This is a genomic window from Agrobacterium sp. M50-1 (assembly GCF_049843495.1).
Taxonomy (GTDB): domain Bacteria; phylum Pseudomonadota; class Alphaproteobacteria; order Rhizobiales; family Rhizobiaceae; genus Agrobacterium; species Agrobacterium radiobacter.
This window is the reverse complement of sequence record NZ_JBBHZH010000003.1, coordinates 261,832-277,068: the sequence shown is the minus strand read 5'-3', so window position 1 is coordinate 277,068 and position 15,237 is coordinate 261,832. Positions and strand designations below refer to the sequence as shown.

16 protein-coding genes are annotated in these 15,237 nt (G+C 60.6%); 4 read left to right on the top strand and 12 right to left on the bottom strand.

Annotation, left to right across the window (positions count from 1 at the left end; translation table 11 throughout):
- Positions 1-271: 271 nt before the first annotated feature.
- A complete protein-coding gene (locus WDZ78_RS08925) occupies positions 272-991 on the top strand; it encodes a sulfite exporter TauE/SafE family protein (protein WP_425672967.1) in 720 nt (239 codons plus the stop codon).
- Between the two features lie 79 nt (positions 992-1,070).
- A complete protein-coding gene (locus tag WDZ78_RS08920; protein WP_020011443.1) occupies positions 1,071-2,204 on the top strand; it encodes an alpha-hydroxy acid oxidase in 1,134 nt (377 codons plus the stop codon).
- A 108-nt stretch (positions 2,205-2,312) separates the two neighbouring features.
- Here the strand turns inward: WDZ78_RS08920 and WDZ78_RS08915 are convergent, their stop codons facing one another.
- Both WDZ78_RS08915 and WDZ78_RS08910 read right to left on the bottom strand, forming a co-directional pair.
- Positions 2,313-2,645, bottom strand: a complete 333-nt coding sequence (locus WDZ78_RS08915) for a DMT family transporter (protein WP_371258472.1) — start codon at positions 2,643-2,645, stop codon at positions 2,313-2,315.
- An 8-nt stretch (positions 2,646-2,653) separates the two neighbouring features.
- Positions 2,654-3,238 carry a TetR/AcrR family transcriptional regulator gene (locus tag WDZ78_RS08910; protein ID WP_425672831.1) on the bottom strand — a complete coding sequence of 195 codons (585 nt, stop codon included), beginning with the start codon at positions 3,236-3,238 and terminating at the stop codon, positions 2,654-2,656.
- Between the two features lie 189 nt (positions 3,239-3,427).
- On the opposite strand from WDZ78_RS08910, the gene WDZ78_RS08905 reads away from it, so the two are divergent.
- A complete protein-coding gene (locus WDZ78_RS08905) occupies positions 3,428-4,696 on the top strand; it encodes a serine hydrolase (protein ID WP_425672966.1) in 1,269 nt (422 codons plus the stop codon).
- 3 nt (positions 4,697-4,699) lie between these two features.
- On the opposite strand, the gene WDZ78_RS08900 is transcribed toward WDZ78_RS08905, so the two are convergent.
- The 9 genes from WDZ78_RS08900 to WDZ78_RS08860 all read right to left on the bottom strand — a co-directional run bounded on the left by WDZ78_RS08900 (position 4,700) and on the right by WDZ78_RS08860 (position 10,647).
- Positions 4,700-5,443 (bottom strand): metallophosphoesterase family protein, encoded by a 744-nt coding sequence (locus tag WDZ78_RS08900; RefSeq protein WP_020011447.1) that lies wholly within the window; start codon positions 5,441-5,443, stop codon positions 4,700-4,702.
- Between the two features lie 5 nt (positions 5,444-5,448).
- Entirely contained in the window at positions 5,449-5,805 is a 357-nt protein-coding gene (gene uraH, locus WDZ78_RS08895) for a hydroxyisourate hydrolase (protein WP_020011448.1), read from the bottom strand.
- Complete coding sequence (locus WDZ78_RS08890; RefSeq protein WP_425672830.1) at positions 5,802-6,302, bottom strand: ureidoglycolate lyase; 501 nt, start codon at positions 6,300-6,302, stop codon at positions 5,802-5,804. The genes uraH and WDZ78_RS08890 overlap by 4 nt, the downstream gene beginning before the upstream one ends.
- A 3-nt stretch (positions 6,303-6,305) precedes the next feature.
- On the bottom strand, positions 6,306-6,668 hold the full coding sequence (locus WDZ78_RS08885; protein WP_425672829.1) for a DUF86 domain-containing protein: 363 nt from the start codon (positions 6,666-6,668) through the stop codon (positions 6,306-6,308).
- The gene (locus tag WDZ78_RS08880; protein WP_425672828.1) at positions 6,665-6,958 is read right to left on the bottom strand and encodes a nucleotidyltransferase family protein; all 294 of its coding nucleotides are present in this window, start codon (positions 6,956-6,958) and stop codon (positions 6,665-6,667) included. The genes WDZ78_RS08885 and WDZ78_RS08880 overlap by 4 nt, the downstream gene beginning before the upstream one ends.
- Before the next feature lie 53 nt (positions 6,959-7,011).
- Positions 7,012-7,509: a 2-oxo-4-hydroxy-4-carboxy-5-ureidoimidazoline decarboxylase gene (gene uraD, locus WDZ78_RS08875; RefSeq protein WP_425672827.1), complete on the bottom strand. Its 498-nt coding sequence runs from the start codon at positions 7,507-7,509 to the stop codon at positions 7,012-7,014.
- Positions 7,509-8,432 carry an allantoinase PuuE gene (gene puuE, locus WDZ78_RS08870; protein WP_020011453.1) on the bottom strand — a complete coding sequence of 308 codons (924 nt, stop codon included), beginning with the start codon at positions 8,430-8,432 and terminating at the stop codon, positions 7,509-7,511. The genes uraD and puuE overlap by 1 nt, the downstream gene beginning before the upstream one ends.
- 203 nt (positions 8,433-8,635) lie before the next feature.
- Positions 8,636-9,343 carry a DUF1045 domain-containing protein gene (locus WDZ78_RS08865; protein ID WP_020011455.1) on the bottom strand — a complete coding sequence of 236 codons (708 nt, stop codon included), beginning with the start codon at positions 9,341-9,343 and terminating at the stop codon, positions 8,636-8,638.
- A 95-nt stretch (positions 9,344-9,438) separates the two neighbouring features.
- Positions 9,439-10,647 carry an NAD(P)/FAD-dependent oxidoreductase gene (locus WDZ78_RS08860; RefSeq protein WP_425672826.1) on the bottom strand — a complete coding sequence of 403 codons (1,209 nt, stop codon included), beginning with the start codon at positions 10,645-10,647 and terminating at the stop codon, positions 9,439-9,441.
- Between WDZ78_RS08860 and mnmD the strand changes: the two genes are divergently transcribed.
- Complete coding sequence (gene mnmD, locus WDZ78_RS08855; RefSeq protein WP_425672825.1) at positions 10,646-11,413, top strand: tRNA (5-methylaminomethyl-2-thiouridine)(34)-methyltransferase MnmD; 768 nt, start codon at positions 10,646-10,648, stop codon at positions 11,411-11,413. The two genes, WDZ78_RS08860 and mnmD, sit on opposite strands and share 2 nt — an antisense overlap.
- A 31-nt stretch (positions 11,414-11,444) precedes the next feature.
- On the opposite strand, the gene WDZ78_RS08850 is transcribed toward mnmD, so the two are convergent.
- On the bottom strand, positions 11,445-15,119 hold the full coding sequence (locus tag WDZ78_RS08850) for a response regulator (RefSeq protein ID WP_425672824.1): 3,675 nt from the start codon (positions 15,117-15,119) through the stop codon (positions 11,445-11,447).
- Between the last annotated feature and the right edge of the window lie 118 nt (positions 15,120-15,237).

Genomic DNA, 15,237 nt, shown 5'->3' with positions numbered 1-15,237 from the left:
TCATTTATATCGGTCACACATTGGAGTGAGCGGGTGCCGCGTCTTTCTTCTCCCCGCCGGGGAGAAGTCCGCGGCAGCGGGATGAGGGGGCAAGGGTAGTGAGTTACGGCAACGTTGCCCCCTCATCCGACCCTTCGGGCCACCTTCTCCCCGACGGGGAGAAGAAACCCGGCGCAACGCCGAGCTTCATGCGATTGCCGCCGCCGGTGGGCCGAAACGCGAATGACCCTTGGAGTGCCCCGTGCCGAATCTAGACACAACCACCCTGCTCATGGTTCTCGCGACCTTCATCATCGCAGGCATCGTCAAGGGCGTGACCGGCATGGGACTGCCCACCGTTGCCATGGGCGTGCTCGGCCTCTTCATGCCGCCGGTCATCGCCGCCGGCCTGCTCATTTTGCCCTCCTTCATCACCAATATCTGGCAATTGCTGGCCGGGCCGGATTTCCGGGCCATCGTGAAGCGGCTGTGGCCGATGATGATCGCCATTGCGCTCGGCACCCTCATCGGCATCCGGCTGATGACATCAGGCACCGGCGTCTGGACCACCTCGGCGCTCGGCCTGTGCCTTGCTGCTTACGCGGCCTATAGCCTGTTTGCCAAACCCGTCTCAATTCCGGCCGGGCTGGAACCAAAACTCTCCCCGGTCATGGGGCTCGCAACCGGCCTGTTGACCGGCGGCACCGGCATTTTCGTCGTTCCCGCCGTGCCCTATATCCAGTCGCTCGGTTTTACCCGCGACGATCTCGTGCAGGCGCTCGGCCTTTCCTTCACCGTTTCCACCGTCGCACTCGCCGCAGGCCTCGCCTCGCAGGGCGCCTTCCACGTCGAGCATCTGTCACTGTCCGCGCTCGCCATCCTTCCGGCGCTTCTCGGCATGTGGCTCGGCCAGAAGATCCGCAATATCGTCAGCCCTGCGACATTCCGGCGCTGGTTCCTCATCTGCCTGCTTTTATTGGGGGCCGAACTGTTTTTGCGGGCTTTCTGGTGATCAACCCCGTCGATTTTGATGTTGCAGCCATCCCATTCATGTTATGTGAAGCCATCATTCAAATGTGAAGGCTTTATCCATGGGCAAAATCCTGACCATAGCGGACCTGAAGCAACAGGCTCAGCGCCGTGTGCCAAAAATGTTTTTCGATTACGCCGATAGCGGCGCGTGGACGGAAGGCACCTACCGCGCCAATGAGGAGGATTTTTCGAAGATAAAGCTGCGCCAGCGCGTGCTGGTGGATATGACTGACCGGTCGCTGGCGACCGAAATGGTCGGCGAGAAGGTTTCGATGCCGGTAGCCCTCTCCCCCACCGGCCTCACGGGCATGCAGCATGCCGATGGCGAAATGCTGGCCGCACAAGCGGCGGAGGAATTCGGCGTGCCCTTCACGCTCTCCACCATGAGCATCTGCTCCATCGAGGATGTCGCTTCCGTCACCTCGAAACCCTTCTGGTTCCAGCTTTACGTGATGAAGGACCGGGACTTCGTCAATAATCTGATCGACCGCGCCAAGGCCGCCGGCTGCTCGGCACTGGTGCTGACGCTCGACCTGCAAATTCTCGGCCAGCGCCACAAGGATTTGCGCAACGGCCTCTCCGCACCGCCGAAATTCACCCCGAAACATATCTGGCAGATGGCGACCCGGCCGAAATGGTGCATGGACATGGCTCGCACCAAGCGCCGCAGCTTCGGCAATATCGTCGGCCACGCCAGGAATGTCTCCGACCTCTCCTCGCTCTCCTCCTGGACTGCCGAGCAATTCGATCCGCGCCTGTCGTGGAAAGATGTCGAATGGATCAAGCAGCGCTGGGGCGGCAAGCTGATCCTCAAGGGCATCCTTGACGAGGAAGATGCGCGCGCCTCTGTCGATACCGGCGCGGACGCCATCATCGTCTCCAACCATGGCGGCCGCCAGCTCGACGGCGCGCATTCCTCCATCGCGATGCTGCCGAAGATCGTCGACGCCGTCGGCGACAGGGTCGAGGTGCATATGGATGGCGGCATCCGCTCCGGCCAGGATGTGCTGAAAGCGGTCGCGCTCGGCGCCAGGGGCACCTATATCGGCCGCCCGTTCCTTTATGGCCTCGGTGCCGATGGCAAACAGGGCGTGACCACCGCTCTCGAGATCATCCGCAAGGAAATGGATGTCAGCATGGCGCTTTGCGGCAAGCGGCTGATTACGGATGTGGACCGCAGCATTCTGGCTTGATGATGCCTCAAAGCCGGGCGCGTCAGAAAGTCCTACCCTAAGCCGCCTCCCTCATCCCTCCACCCTCATCCTTGTGACAAGCACAGGAATGAGGGTGGAGGAATGCCGTCAATGCCCCACCGTCTTCGAAAACACATTCACGATCACCACGCCGGTCACGATGAAACCGAGGCCGATGACAGCCGCGAGGTCCAGCGTCTGGCGGAAAACAAAATACCCGATGCCGGAAATCAGCACGATGCCGAGCCCGCTCCAGATCGCATACGCCACACCAACCGGCATCGCCCGCAGCGTGAATGACAGGAGATAAAAGGCCGCACCGTAAAACAGCGCCATTAGCACTGTCGGCAGCAACCGGGTGAATTGCTGCGACTGCTGCAGGAAAGAGGTGGCGATGACCTCGCAGACAATGGCCGCGACGAGCGCCCCATAGGTGAAGATTGCCGCGTTCATCGTTCCATTTCCTTCTTCGTCTGGGCGATCATCCGGGCCTTGAGAGCCGCCCTGTCGCCACCTGCCCTGCCGTCATCGGCCAGAAGATCGGCAAACCAGATGCCGTCAGCTGCAAGCCTCACGAGCTCCAATATCACCCCCTCATCCGTTTCCTTGTGACGGATGAGACGTCCTTCGTACCAGCTGGTCCACATGCGCCGAAGCGACGGTTCACCGACCATCGATACCGATAACGCAGCCCACTGCCTGCCCGATTCCCGGTCGCGATCGGCAAAAACCGCGTTCACATAGGCCCGGGTGAAGCATCCATGGGCTTCACGATCCTGTGAGATGAGCACGTCGATTTCCGCATCCAGCGCCGAAAGAAGGTCCGCCATAACAGCTTCCAGCAACGCCTGCTTGGAGGCGAAATGGTGAAACAGCCCACCCTTCGTCACCCCCGCCGCATCCGCCACCGCCTGCACGGAAAGCGCCGCAACACCTTGGTCAGCAGCAAGTTTCGCCGCGCAATCGAGAAGATTGCGGCGCACGATCTCAGGCTGCTTTTTGCGTTCATGTGCATTTGTCATGGCAATAAACATACCGGATGGTTGGTTTCTTTTCAAGAAAATTGTGAGGGCAGCCATCGGGTTGAATTTCATACTTAATTAAGCATGAAAGCGATCTCTAAAGTTTTAGCGGTTTTGTTGCCGGAAAGTGTCAGTAAAACTTCGCTCATTGCGGCGATCGAACAAAAGGGGTGGATTATGTCGGGAACGGTCAAACGGGGAATGGCGGGTGCATGGGTCTTCGCACTCACCTTCTTTTGCGCGATCCTCTCATTGCAGGCATCGCCTGCGCAGGCCGGTTACGCCCACTTCATCATGGATGCCAATACCGGCAAGGTGCTGGCCGCCCGCAATGCCGATGTGCTCAATCACCCCGCCTCGCTCACCAAGATGATGACGCTTTACCTGACCTTCGAGGCGCTGCACGCCGGCCGGCTTCGCTGGGACCAGAAGATAACCATGTCCAAGAATGGCGCAGCCGTTATCCCCTCGAAGCTCTATGTGCGGCAGGGCCAGACCTTCACCGTGCGCGAAGCCGTCTACGGCATGATCGTCAAATCCGCCAATGACATGGCCGAAGGCATGGGCGATCACCTTGGCGGCTCCGAGGCGCGGTTCGCCGAAATGATGACCCGCAAGGCCCGCCAGCTCGGCATGACCAAGACGGTGTTCCGCAACGCCTCCGGCCTGCCCAGCAAATCGCAGGTGACGACCGCGCGCGACATGGCGAAACTCGGCCTTGCACTGCAGCGCGACTTTCCCAGGGAATACGGCCTCTTCGCCATGGAATCCTTCAGTTTCCGGGGAAAACGCATCCGCGGCCACAACAATCTGATGTATCGTTATCAGGGCATGGACGGCATCAAGACCGGTTATACCAACGCATCAGGCTTCAACCTCGTCAGCGCCATCAATCACAATGGCCGCCGCGTCGTCGGCGTCGTGCTGGGCGGCAAGACCGCGCGCAGCCGCGATGCGCAGATGGCCGCCCTTCTCGACAAGGCCGTGCCGCAGGCATCGAGAAGCCGCAACACCGAGCAGCTCGTCGCCAGCGCCAGTGTCAGCCGCACCTTCGATGTGCCGCCCGCAGCCGTGCCGCTCCCCATGTTTGCCGAACGCCGTTCCGATCCGGTCGCCATGCAGATCGCCACGGCCAACAACCAGATGGCCGACATGATCCAGGTCTCCGCCATTCCGAAACCCGCCCCTGCCGCCGCCATTGGCCAGCCCACAGGCCAGAGAAGCCGCTGGGAAGTGCAGATTGCCGCAACCGACAGCGAAGCCGCCGCGCGCTCGCTGCTCGCCAATGCCCGTTCCAACATCGGCAGCTATGCCGGGATCGCTCCCTATACCGAAGCCGTGCAGAGCGGATCGGCGACGCTCTACCGCGCCCGCTTCACCGGCTTCGAAGACCAGTCTTCGGCCGTATCCGCGTGCAAGGAACTGAAGGCGCAATCCTATGCCTGCGTGGTGATGACCAGCGAGGGGTGATCCCTAGCGCTTCAGCCAGCCGTTCTCCAGCGCATCGGCCAAATAGGGAATACCGTTGACCCGCGCCATTTCGGACATGGCCAGATTGTCGTAACGGATATTCCGGAAATAGACCTGCCAACCGCGCCCGGTCTCTTCCAGCACGGCATAGGTGGCGAGCGGGTGACCCACCTCGACGTGATGATCGAAAGGCGTGTCGTCTTTCCAGCCGGGGCAACCGACGCTGCCGGGATTGACGATCAGCCGACCATCGGAAAGCTGCACGGTACGGGGAATATGCGTGTGGCCGCACAACATAAGCGGCTGGGTGATGCCTTCAGCCATGGCTTCGATTTCGGCGAGCGGCCGCAGTTTCAGAACGCCTTCCGGCGACAGCGTCTCGAGCCAATATTCCAGATCGCCGCGCGGTGAGCCGTGGCAGCAATAGGCGACATCCTTGAACACCATGCTGAACGGCAGCGTTTGCAGCCAGTCCAGATGGGCTGCGCTCAGCTGCGCGTGCGCTGGCCTTTCCCAACTCCCCATCTCCTCCGGCGCGCGCTCGATCAGCTCGCGGTCATGATTGCCGCGAATGCTGGGTATCCAGTTGCCAACGAGCACATCGCCGGTAAATCCCGCTTCCAGCGGACCGCTGAAACAATCACCGAGATTGACGATATCCTTGATGCCGAGCCTGGCGATATCCTCCAGCACGGCTTCGAGGGCGGCGCAGTTTCCGTGAATATCGGCAATGGCGGCAAAGATCATGGCGATCAGCTTCCTCGATAGGTGGAATAGCTATAGGGCGAAAGCAAAAGCGGCACATGGTAATGGCCGCTCTCATCAGCAATGCCGAAACGGATCGGGACAATGTCGAGAAAGGCCGGTTCCGGCAGCACAACGCCCTTGCCGCGCAGATAATCGCCGGCATGGAAAACCAGTTCATATTCGCCGGCCTTGAAACTGTCGCCGGCAAGCAGCGGCCCGCCATCAACACGGCCGTCGTTATTGGTCTTCACCGTCTTCAGCTTCTCGCGGCGATCACCGGAGAGCCGGTAAAGCTCGATCACCAGCCCTTCGGCGGGTGTGCCATGGGCAGCGTCGAGAACATGGGTGGTCAGACCGGTCATGGGCTGGGCTCCGCGATCATATAGGGCTCATCGAAAAAATACTCTTCCAGATTGTCGCCCGGTCCCTCGCGGTCGGCAACAAGAAAATCAGAGACCGCCTGCAACGGCATCAGCGGATAATGCCAGACATTGCGGCGGTAATTCACACCCTGGTCCCCGCGCGCCAGAAATACCTGCGGCTGCGCCGGACGGCCTCCGTCATCTTCCGCAACGACGACGAGGAAAGGCCTGCTGGACAGCGGCGAAAAACTCTGGCTGCCGAGCGGATGCCGCTCCATCATCTCGATGTTATGCGGGAACACCCGCGGCTGCCCCCGGAAGATGTTGAGGATGATGCGTGCGCCCTCGCCCGCAGCCTCGGGTGCGGCAAGCGCATGATGCCGTTCGGTCTGGCCGCCATTGATGTGCCGCATGGAGGAAGGCGTGATTTCGATCACATCGCCGAAGGATGCGAATGCCTCTTTGGTGAGGGGTTTTATGTCGAGGAAATCGGTCAAATGTCATTCACCTTGGGCATGCCAGTTTTGCAGAAGTAAGAGTCTGTCCAGAAGATCCGGTATCGCCGTCTGTGTCGTATCCCAAACGGTTTCCAGATTGATGCTCAGATATCCGTTCGCGATCCGGTTCCGCATGCCGCGCATCTTGACCCACGGGATATCCGGAAAATCCGCCACGAAAGCCGGAAACTCGTCCATTATCCGCACCGTCGTTTCGCCGATAATCAGAAGGTTCATCGCCACCGCCCGTTGACGGACCAGGTCAGCCAGAAATTCGTCCTTTGTCTTCAATCGCACGAAGTCGATGGTTTCCGAAGCAATCTGTCTGATGTCCTGAAGATAAACATGCAGTCGCTCGGCGCTCATACAGGCTTCGCTTCCTGTAGAACCTTCACACCGACGCGCTCGGGAAAATCCCCCGGCGTCAATAGATGAATTTCCGTGCCGCGCATGATGGCCGATAGCTCTTCCAACAGGCCGCCCAGATCGAACAAGGTTGCCCCCGGCAATGCATCCACCAGAATATCGAGATCGCTGTCCGGCCGGTCCTCACCGCGGGCGACGGAGCCGAACACGCGCGGGTTCGCCGCGTTGAAGCGCTTCGTCGCTTCGCGGATTGCTTCCCTGTTCTTTTCCAGCACCTCGGAAGGTCTCATGATCTCCATCTCCAGTCAGCGCGATTCTAACAGAACGACCCCAACTCGCCAATTCAGCCTTCCGGCAGCATCGCGGAAAGACGCAGCCAGGCGATCTTTTCCACCTGCGCCGTCGCAGTCTCAAATTCTTCGGCCGCATCATTGCCGATACGTGTCTCGAACGCCGAGAGAATATCGTGCCTGTTCAGCCCCTTGACCGCGATGATGAAGGGAAAGCCGAATTTTTCGGTATAGGCGCTGTTCAATTCGGTAAAACGGGCATGTTCTTCCGGGGTAAGACGGTCCAGCCCCGCACCGGCCTGTTCGTTGCGGCTGTCGGCTGTCAACTCGCCTGCGATCGCCAGCTTGCCGGCAAGATCGGGATGCGCCCGCAATACGCCGACCCTTTCCGCCTCGGAAGCGGCGCGAAACTGCGCGCTAAGCGCGGCGTGAACCGCCTTCGCCGTCAGTTCCAGGCCGGCTCCGCCGGCATCATAGGCCCGTTCTGCGATAAAGGGCGAATGTTCGAACACGCCGCCGAAGCGGGCGACAAATTCCTCACGGGTCACCATCAGAGCGCCTCCGGCTTGTGATGTTCATGCCAGTGACGGGCGATCTCGATGCGCTGCGGGATCCACACTTTCTCGTGGCCGAGCACATATTCGATGAAACGGCGAAGAGCCGCCGCGCGGCCGGGGCGGCCGACAAGACGGCAATGCAGACCGACGCTCATCATCTTCGGCGCGCCTTCGACACCTTCCTGATAAAGCACGTCGAAAGCATCCTTCAGATAGGTGAAGAACTGGTCGCCGGAATTGAACCCCTGCGGCGTGGCGAAACGCATATCGTTGGTTTCAAGCGTATAGGGAATGATCAGGAAAGGCTCGTCCTTCGCACCCTTCACCCAATAGGGCAGATCGTCGGCATAGGAGTCCGACGAATAGAGGAAACCGCCCTCTTCCATGACAAGACGCAGCGTATTGTCTGAAGGCTTGCCCTGATACATGCCATAGGGACGCTCGCCGGTAACCTCCGTGTGCAGACGCACGGCTTCGACTATGTGCTTGCGCTCCTCCTCTTCGGAAAAATCCTTGTATTCCAGCCAACGGTAACCGTGGCTGGCGATTTCCCATCCCGCTTCCTTCATCGCCGCGACAGCTTCGGGGTTGCGGGCCATGGCGGCGGTCACGCCATAAACGGTGGTGGTAACGCCGAGACCGGTGAACATGCGCCACAGCCGCCAGAAACCGGCGCGCGAGCCATATTCGTAAATCGATTCCATGTTCAGGTTGCGCTGGCCGGGCCAGGGCTGCGCACCGACGATTTCCGACAGCAGCGATTCCGACGCCTTGTCATTGTCGAGAATGCAGCTCTCGCCGCCCTCCTCGTAATTGATGACGAACTGCACGGCGATGCGCGCGCCGCCCGGCCATTTCGGATCGGGAACATTGCGACCGTAGCCCACCAGATTGCGGGAGTAATTTTCGGAAATCATTCAGCCACCCAGACCATCTCTCCCAAAGCGGAAACCGATCAGGGAGACATAAAACAGACCTCTGAAGCGCGATGACACCGAGGGAGCACAACACACGCTTCAGATATGCGATATCCGAACGGTAGCATCCGCATCCGGAATGTCGAGATCAATCTTGCCGACATTCCGATGCTTTTTTGTATACGATTGCGGCGACGTGGTCTTCAGGCAATCTTCCGGGCGGAAACGCGGCCCATGGGGTGAAGCGAATGGACGCGGAAAGGCGCGCCCGGCTCATCCTCGATGAAAAGCGCAAGGCTGGAGAACTGCAGGGACCGGGTCAGCAACGGCTCGAAAACCTTGCGCACGGCCCGCTCGATCCTCTGGGTGCTGGAGGCTTCCACACCGCCCGTCAGCGACATCTGGAACCGGAACTCGTCCATCACATGCGGGCTGCCCCAGCGATGCAGATTGGTGAGCTGCGAGGCCGAAAGCCGGTCGGGATCCGCCCGCTCGATTTCCGCCTCGGAAAGCGGCGCACGGTAACGGTCGAATTCCTGCACCACGCGGGCGGCAAAAAAATGCAGCACTTCGCAGGGACGCTCGGGAACAAGACTGAAGACATTGTCGTGCCTTGCCACCACCAGTTGTGGCAACATGAAAGGATCCTGCCTGCCGGAAAAATACATCAGGTCCCGCAAAAGCGCTGCTTCGGAATGGCCTTCGGCAAGGCGGAAGGGAGCCTTGATCGTGCCATGGAAACCATACCGGCGCGGCAGGGCCGTATGGTAGGAAATCTCCTGCATGCCGAGGTCGATCGTGCCGGGCGGCTCCACCGCCTGACCGGAATAGACATCGCGCCCCAACCACGCGGCGGCCGCCTGCGTCAGGGGGTCATTGGGGGAAGGCGTGAAATGAATGGCGTATCGCATGCGCTGTCACCTCGCCGCAAATGCGGACAAACCGGCCTCTTTGCAGGCCAGCAGATAAGTGATTTGCGTGACAGATTAACGACGTGGCGGCCTGATCAGAACTTTCTAAAGTCCGCAACCGCAATACTCACGTGTTGTTGAAGGTGAAAGCCCGAGGGGATGACAGGCGTGTGACCACACACGGTCTGCAACGCCGCATCGGCAAGAAAATGTGCAAGACCGAAGCTGACCTTGAAGCCGCCGGTCAGCGCAACGATCCTCGGATGGCCGGGGATCGCGCCCACCATCGGGTCCCTCCCCACCGCCTTCGGCCGCAGCCCGGCCCAGCGTTCCAGCACCGGCGCGCCGGCAAGCGAGGGAACAACGGCAGACGCGTCGGCAAGCAGTTTTTCAAGCTTTTCATCGGTACTTAAGGGATCGGAAAAACAATCTTCGCTGGTACTGCCGATCGCAACGGTGCCGTCTTCATGCGGCACGATATAAAGTCCGTTCAGAAAAACGACCGGCATCGCCGGGTCGACCGCCGCGTCGAGAAGCGCGGCCTGCCCCTTCACCGCCTGCCCGAGCGTAACGCCCGCCTCCAGACCGAGAGCATCGCGGATCAAGGGAAAAGAATCATGCCCGTTGGCAACAATGACATGGCCGAAAGCAACCTCGTCGCCTGACGACAGCACCGCCCGCCCGGCATCCGCGTCAAGCGAAAGGACGCGGCAACCCTGCGCCAGCCGCACATGCCGCGCCCTGTCAAGAAAAGCCGAAAGAAGGGCGATCATCGCACGCGGCGAGACCCGCGCCGCCAGCGTATCGAAAACGAAACCCGCCTTACCAGCCGCGTCATCCACCCAGCCAGTGACCGAAGGGCTGTCGCCGACATGCCAATGGAACCGGCGCTCACCCGACACCCAGTTCTCCAGCGCATCCCGTTCGTGTCGCTCGGCAATGGCGCGCAGATGCGGCTTCGGCAGCGGAATGATCCGGCCTGAGCGGCGGTAGCCCGCGGAAAGCCCGGTCTCCGCCGCCAGCCCGGCGATCTCCTTTTCCAGCGCAACGAGGGCATCGAACTGGAACTGCTTCTTGTCCGACCAGCGATCCGGCATATGCGGCATCAACGCGCCCAGCAGCCCGCCGCTGGCGCCGCCGCCGGGGCGATCCGCCTCCACCAGCAACGTCTCGATGCCGAGCCTTTCCGCCTTGACGGCGGCCCACAGCCCCATAATGCCGCCGCCGATGATGAGGAGCGGCATGGAAGCCGGCAATCTTGGCGATTGACCCTGTTCGAAACCGGGATTATCGGCTTTAGCCATGAAACATTCCAACGACACTTTCACAGATACTGGCCCAGAGACCGGCGCTGCGACCGGTTCACCGGCCGGAGAAAGCCACACCGCGCTCGACTGGCGTGACGGGGATATGCCCTATTCACTGGCCTTTGACGACCATTTTTATTGCCAGACGGACGGCAGGTTGGAATGCGGCCATGTGTTCCTCTCCGGAAACGGCCTGCCAGAGCGTTGGCTCGAACGGGAAGGTGTCTTCCGCATCGGCGAACTCGGCTTCGGCACCGGGCTTAACCTCTGCGAGACATGGCGCCAATGGAAAGAGGCCCGCAACGGCCGCTCCAGGCTGCATTTCATCTCCTTCGAACTCTACCCGATGAAGGCGGAGGAAATCGACCGGGCGCTTTCCCGCTGGCCGGAAGTGGATGCCGAACGCAAGGCGCTCACCGCGCTCTGGCCTGCCGATCCGAAAGGCCGGGTCGAAATCCAGCTGGATGACGGAACGCAGCTGACGGTGGTTTGCGGCGAGGCGCTCGCCGGCATTTCCGCAAGCGCGGAAAGTTTCGACGCCTGGTTTCTCGATGGCTTCGCACCCGCGCGCAATCCGGACATGTGGTCGCTGGAGATCATGCAGGCGCTTTTCGCTAAGACGGCGCCGGGAGGCACATTCGCCACCTATGCCGCCGCCGGCTTCGTTCGCCGCAACCTCATCGCGGCCGGTTTTGAGCTGGAACGCCGGAAAGGATTTGCCGGAAAGCGTGAGATGCTCTGCGGCACCAAACCCTCCGACTGACGCCAGGCAGAACCATGTTCCAGTTGGAAACTCAGACGCCCGGCGCGTCGCGGCGCGGCATGTTTTCGCCCAACCATTGCGCGATCTTGTCTTCAAGCGTTTCCGGGCTGATGGGCTTCGACAGATAATCATCCATGCCCGCCTCCAGGCATAGTTCTCGATCCGCCTCCTGCGTATGGGCGGTAACGCCGATGATCGGCACATGCCTGCCATCGGCGGCCATCCGTTCGGCGGCGCGGATGGCCTGCGTCGCCTGATGCCCGTTCATGACCGGCATCGAGACATCCATCAGGATGATGGCGGGATTATTCTCCTGCCACGCCTGTACGGCTTTCTTGCCATTACCGACGATCAGAAAGCGCAGACCCGCCTGCTGCAATATCTGGGTGAAAACAATCTGGTTGACGTCATTGTCCTCGGCCACCAGCACATCGACAAGGCTGGGCCGATGCCGCGTCGGCACCGCCGGTGATATATCAGCCCGCTGTTTCCTCTCGACGGCGCCGTTTTCCGGCCGGATGGCGCCCTCACCGCGGCCTGTCTCACGCGGGGACGGAGCCTGCCGCGCGCGCTTCAGCCGCACATCCCGCACCACATCGAACAGGGTGGAGCGCAGGAGCCGCGCCCGCGCCGGCTTCATCAGATGCGCCTGCACGTTGAGATCGGTAAAGAGCGTCTCGTCACCGACGACATCCATGGAGGTCAGGAAAACAATGGCGATGTCGTCAAAGCGCGCATCCGCGCGGATGCGCTCCACCACATCCAGCCCGTTCATGACGGGCATATGATAATCGAGAATGATGGCGTCGAGGGAAAAGCCGAGCGATGCCGCCTCCTGCAGCACGGCGATGCCGGAAGGCCCGTCTTCCACCGCATGGCCGTCTACGCCCCAGCTTCTCAGCTGCTCCGTTAATATACGGCGATTGACATCGTTGTCGTCAATGACGAGCACACGGATATCGTCGATCGCCACGGAAAGAAGCGGGAGGTCGCGCTGTCTCTCGGTCACCTGAAACGGAATATTGACCTCGAAGGCCGATCCCTTGCCGACGTCGCTGACGACATTGATCGCGCCATCGAACAGACCGACGAGGCCGACCGTGATCGCCAGCCCCAGTCCCGTTCCTTCGTGCCGACGCGTCGCGGAGCCATCGACCTGGCTGAACTTGTCAAAGATGGTTTCGAGCTTGTCTGCCGGAATGCCGATGCCGCTGTCTTCGACGCGCAGCGACAGAATGGCCTCGGACGCTTCCGCCGACCGCGCCGAAAGCTCGACCAGCACATGCCCCGTTTCCGTAAACTTGACGGCGTTTCCAACGATATTGGTCACGATCTGCCGAAAGCGTCCGGCATCGCCGATGACCTTGCCGAAAACCGAAGCATCGATCCGGACGATCAGCTCGATGTCCTTTTCCAGCGCCGCCGAGGACAGCAGCGACACCACATCCTCGACCGCCTCCGCCGGATCGAAAGGCACGCTGCGCAGCTTCATCTGCCCGGCCTCGATCTTCGAGAAATCGAGAATATCATTGATGATCGTCAGAAGCGCATTGCCTGACTTGACGATGATGTCGGTAAATGTCTTCTGCCGCGTATCGAGATTGGACTTGGCCAGAAGCTCCGCCATGCCGAGAACGCCATTCATCGGCGTGCGGATTTCATGGCTCATATTGGCCAGGAATTCCGATTTGGCCCGATCGGCCGCTTCCGCGCGTGACAGCAGCCGCTGTAATTCCTCTTCACGCAGCTTCATCTCGGTCACATCGGTAACGATGATGAGCCAGTAATTGCCGGAACTGTTGGTGGCTTCCAGATTGAGCCAGCTTTTGCCGGCGACATGGATGAGCCAGGAAAACGGCCGGTTGGCGGCGATATTCTCCCTCCAGGCGGCAAGCGTCCCGGCCGCTTCGTCAGCCGTGCCGAAATCCCCGCGCCCGGCGCAATGGGCAAAGAAACCCGACCAGTTGCAGCCCTTTTCCAGGAGATGCGGCGGCACGTCGAACATGCGCGCCATCGCCTCGTTGGACATGATGATCGTGCCCTGCTCGACCAGCACCAGCCCCTGCGCCATGGCGCGTGTGGAGCCCTGCATATATTCGCCGACCCGCTCCAGTTCGGCCTTCGCCTTGCTGATCTCGACATCGCGCATGCGCACATCGGTGACATCGGCATAGGTGCTGAGGATTTTCCCGCCTTCTAGCCGGGTTTTCGAAATGACGGTGACCTTGCCGCTTTTGCTGCGCACCTCGCGCGGCGCAAAGACCTCCTCCTGCAGAAGCCGCTGCACCCGCTCGCCATAGACCTCATCGAAAGGTCTGTCGCCATAGTCATAAAGGCCGCTGTCGAAATTCATCTCCATGAATTCGCGATAACTTTTGCCGACAAGCGACTTCTCGCCGCCGATCTCGCCCCAGACCTCGTAGAAGAACGGATTGACATATTCGATGACAAGATCGGCGCTGAGCAGCAGCACGCCCACCGGCAGGGCATGGAGAACCGCTTCGAGCTGGCGGTGCAGCGCCTCAGCCTCGGCCTGCGCCGCAATCAGCGCCTTTTCCCGGTCCTGCAACAGGCTGGCGTCGGTGACCGAGCCCACCAGATAATATTCATCGTCAGGCGTCGCCACCCGGCCGAGCCTTGTGATGACGGGAACGACCCTGCCATCGGAAAGCGGAACGCTTCCCGTCTTTTCAACGGCCTCTCCGGTTCGCAGAATATGCTCGTTTTCCCGCTGGAACTGCGGGCCTTCCTCCGGAAAAATCTCGCATTCGGTCTTGCCGATATGGTCGGCGAGGCTGCCGCCCAGATATTTCTCATAGGCCGCATTGGCAAAGGTCAGCCGCCTGTCCTGGTCCCTCAGGAACACGCCGACCGGCAATTGCTCCAGTGCGGCGCGCAGAAGCCATGTCTCGCGGATCTGCGTGCTCAGAAGCGTCTCATGCGCCTTGAACTCGGTGACATCCACCCGCAGCCCGACAAGCATGCCGTTTTCCAGCCGCTTGTTGACCATACGCACCCAGCGGCCATCGGCAAACTGCTCCACCCTTTCGAGATAGGGCAGGGAAAACTCCCGCAACTGCTCCTGCATCCACCCTTCGAACGCCGGATCGTCTTCTTTCGCCTCGCGGTAGCCGCTCGAAAAATAAATGGCCCTCATCAGCGTCTCGAGCGGGACGCCGGCCTTCAGTTCGACACCGAGGGCGCCGTAGAACTCCCTGAACCGGGCGTTGCAGTAGACCAGCCGGTTTTCGCGGTCATAAATCACGATACCCGCATCAACGAGATCGATCACGCCGCTGCCAAACAGCAGGTCCGAAGCGCTGCCGGCGTCCGGAAAAACCTCCACGACGGCGGACGGCATGTCCTCGAACACTTCGAACAGGAACAGATTGCCGTCATCACCGGTGAAACGTTCGCAACGAAGCGTGTATGGCCCGGACGAAGCCGCGCCATGGCAGGCGATCATCTCATCCGTGGCGAAGACCAGCGAGCGGCGCTCCCTGTCCTCCCGCTCGGCATCGCGAATATCGGCGGAAAGAGAAAGGCTGGTATATCCTTTGAACGCCCCGGACGGGCGTCCCATGACCCGGCCATAGGCGGCGTTGACCGCGACATAGCGTAGCTCGCTGTCCTTGATGCACGCGGGCAGGTCCAGGGCGGCAACAGCCCTGCAAGCCTTTTCCAGCAACCCGCAGCCTTCGGTCAATCGATACTCCACACCCTGCAGTCCATTCTTGTCGAATCAAATAGTTCCGGACGCCGTCGCAAAAACGTTATGTGAGAAAATCGATCTTTGCTATGTATCCAAGGGCGCCGTTACCCTT

What these genes read in the sequence shown, in the direction of transcription:
- WDZ78_RS08925 (WP_425672967.1), top strand. Translation starts at nt 272, where the DNA reads ATGGTTCTCGCGACCTTCATCATCGCAGGCATCGTCAAGGGCGTGACC.
- WDZ78_RS08920 (WP_020011443.1), top strand. Translation starts at nt 1,071, where the DNA reads ATGGGCAAAATCCTGACCATAGCGGACCTGAAGCAACAGGCTCAGCGC.
- WDZ78_RS08910 (WP_425672831.1), bottom strand. Translation starts at nt 3,238, where the DNA reads ATGTTTATTGCCATGACAAATGCACATGAACGCAAAAAGCAGCCTGAG.
- WDZ78_RS08905 (WP_425672966.1), top strand. Translation starts at nt 3,428, where the DNA reads ATGGCGGGTGCATGGGTCTTCGCACTCACCTTCTTTTGCGCGATCCTC.
- WDZ78_RS08900 (WP_020011447.1), bottom strand. Translation starts at nt 5,443, where the DNA reads ATGATCTTTGCCGCCATTGCCGATATTCACGGAAACTGCGCCGCCCTC.
- uraH (WP_020011448.1), bottom strand. Translation starts at nt 5,805, where the DNA reads ATGACCGGTCTGACCACCCATGTTCTCGACGCTGCCCATGGCACACCC.
- WDZ78_RS08885 (WP_425672829.1), bottom strand. Translation starts at nt 6,668, where the DNA reads ATGAGCGCCGAGCGACTGCATGTTTATCTTCAGGACATCAGACAGATT.
- WDZ78_RS08880 (WP_425672828.1), bottom strand. Translation starts at nt 6,958, where the DNA reads ATGAGACCTTCCGAGGTGCTGGAAAAGAACAGGGAAGCAATCCGCGAA.
- uraD (WP_425672827.1), bottom strand. Translation starts at nt 7,509, where the DNA reads ATGGTGACCCGTGAGGAATTTGTCGCCCGCTTCGGCGGCGTGTTCGAA.
- puuE (WP_020011453.1), bottom strand. Translation starts at nt 8,432, where the DNA reads ATGATTTCCGAAAATTACTCCCGCAATCTGGTGGGCTACGGTCGCAAT.
- WDZ78_RS08865 (WP_020011455.1), bottom strand. Translation starts at nt 9,343, where the DNA reads ATGCGATACGCCATTCATTTCACGCCTTCCCCCAATGACCCCCTGACG.
- mnmD (WP_425672825.1), top strand. Translation starts at nt 10,646, where the DNA reads ATGAAACATTCCAACGACACTTTCACAGATACTGGCCCAGAGACCGGC.
- WDZ78_RS08860 (WP_425672826.1), bottom strand. Translation starts at nt 10,647, where the DNA reads ATGGCTAAAGCCGATAATCCCGGTTTCGAACAGGGTCAATCGCCAAGA.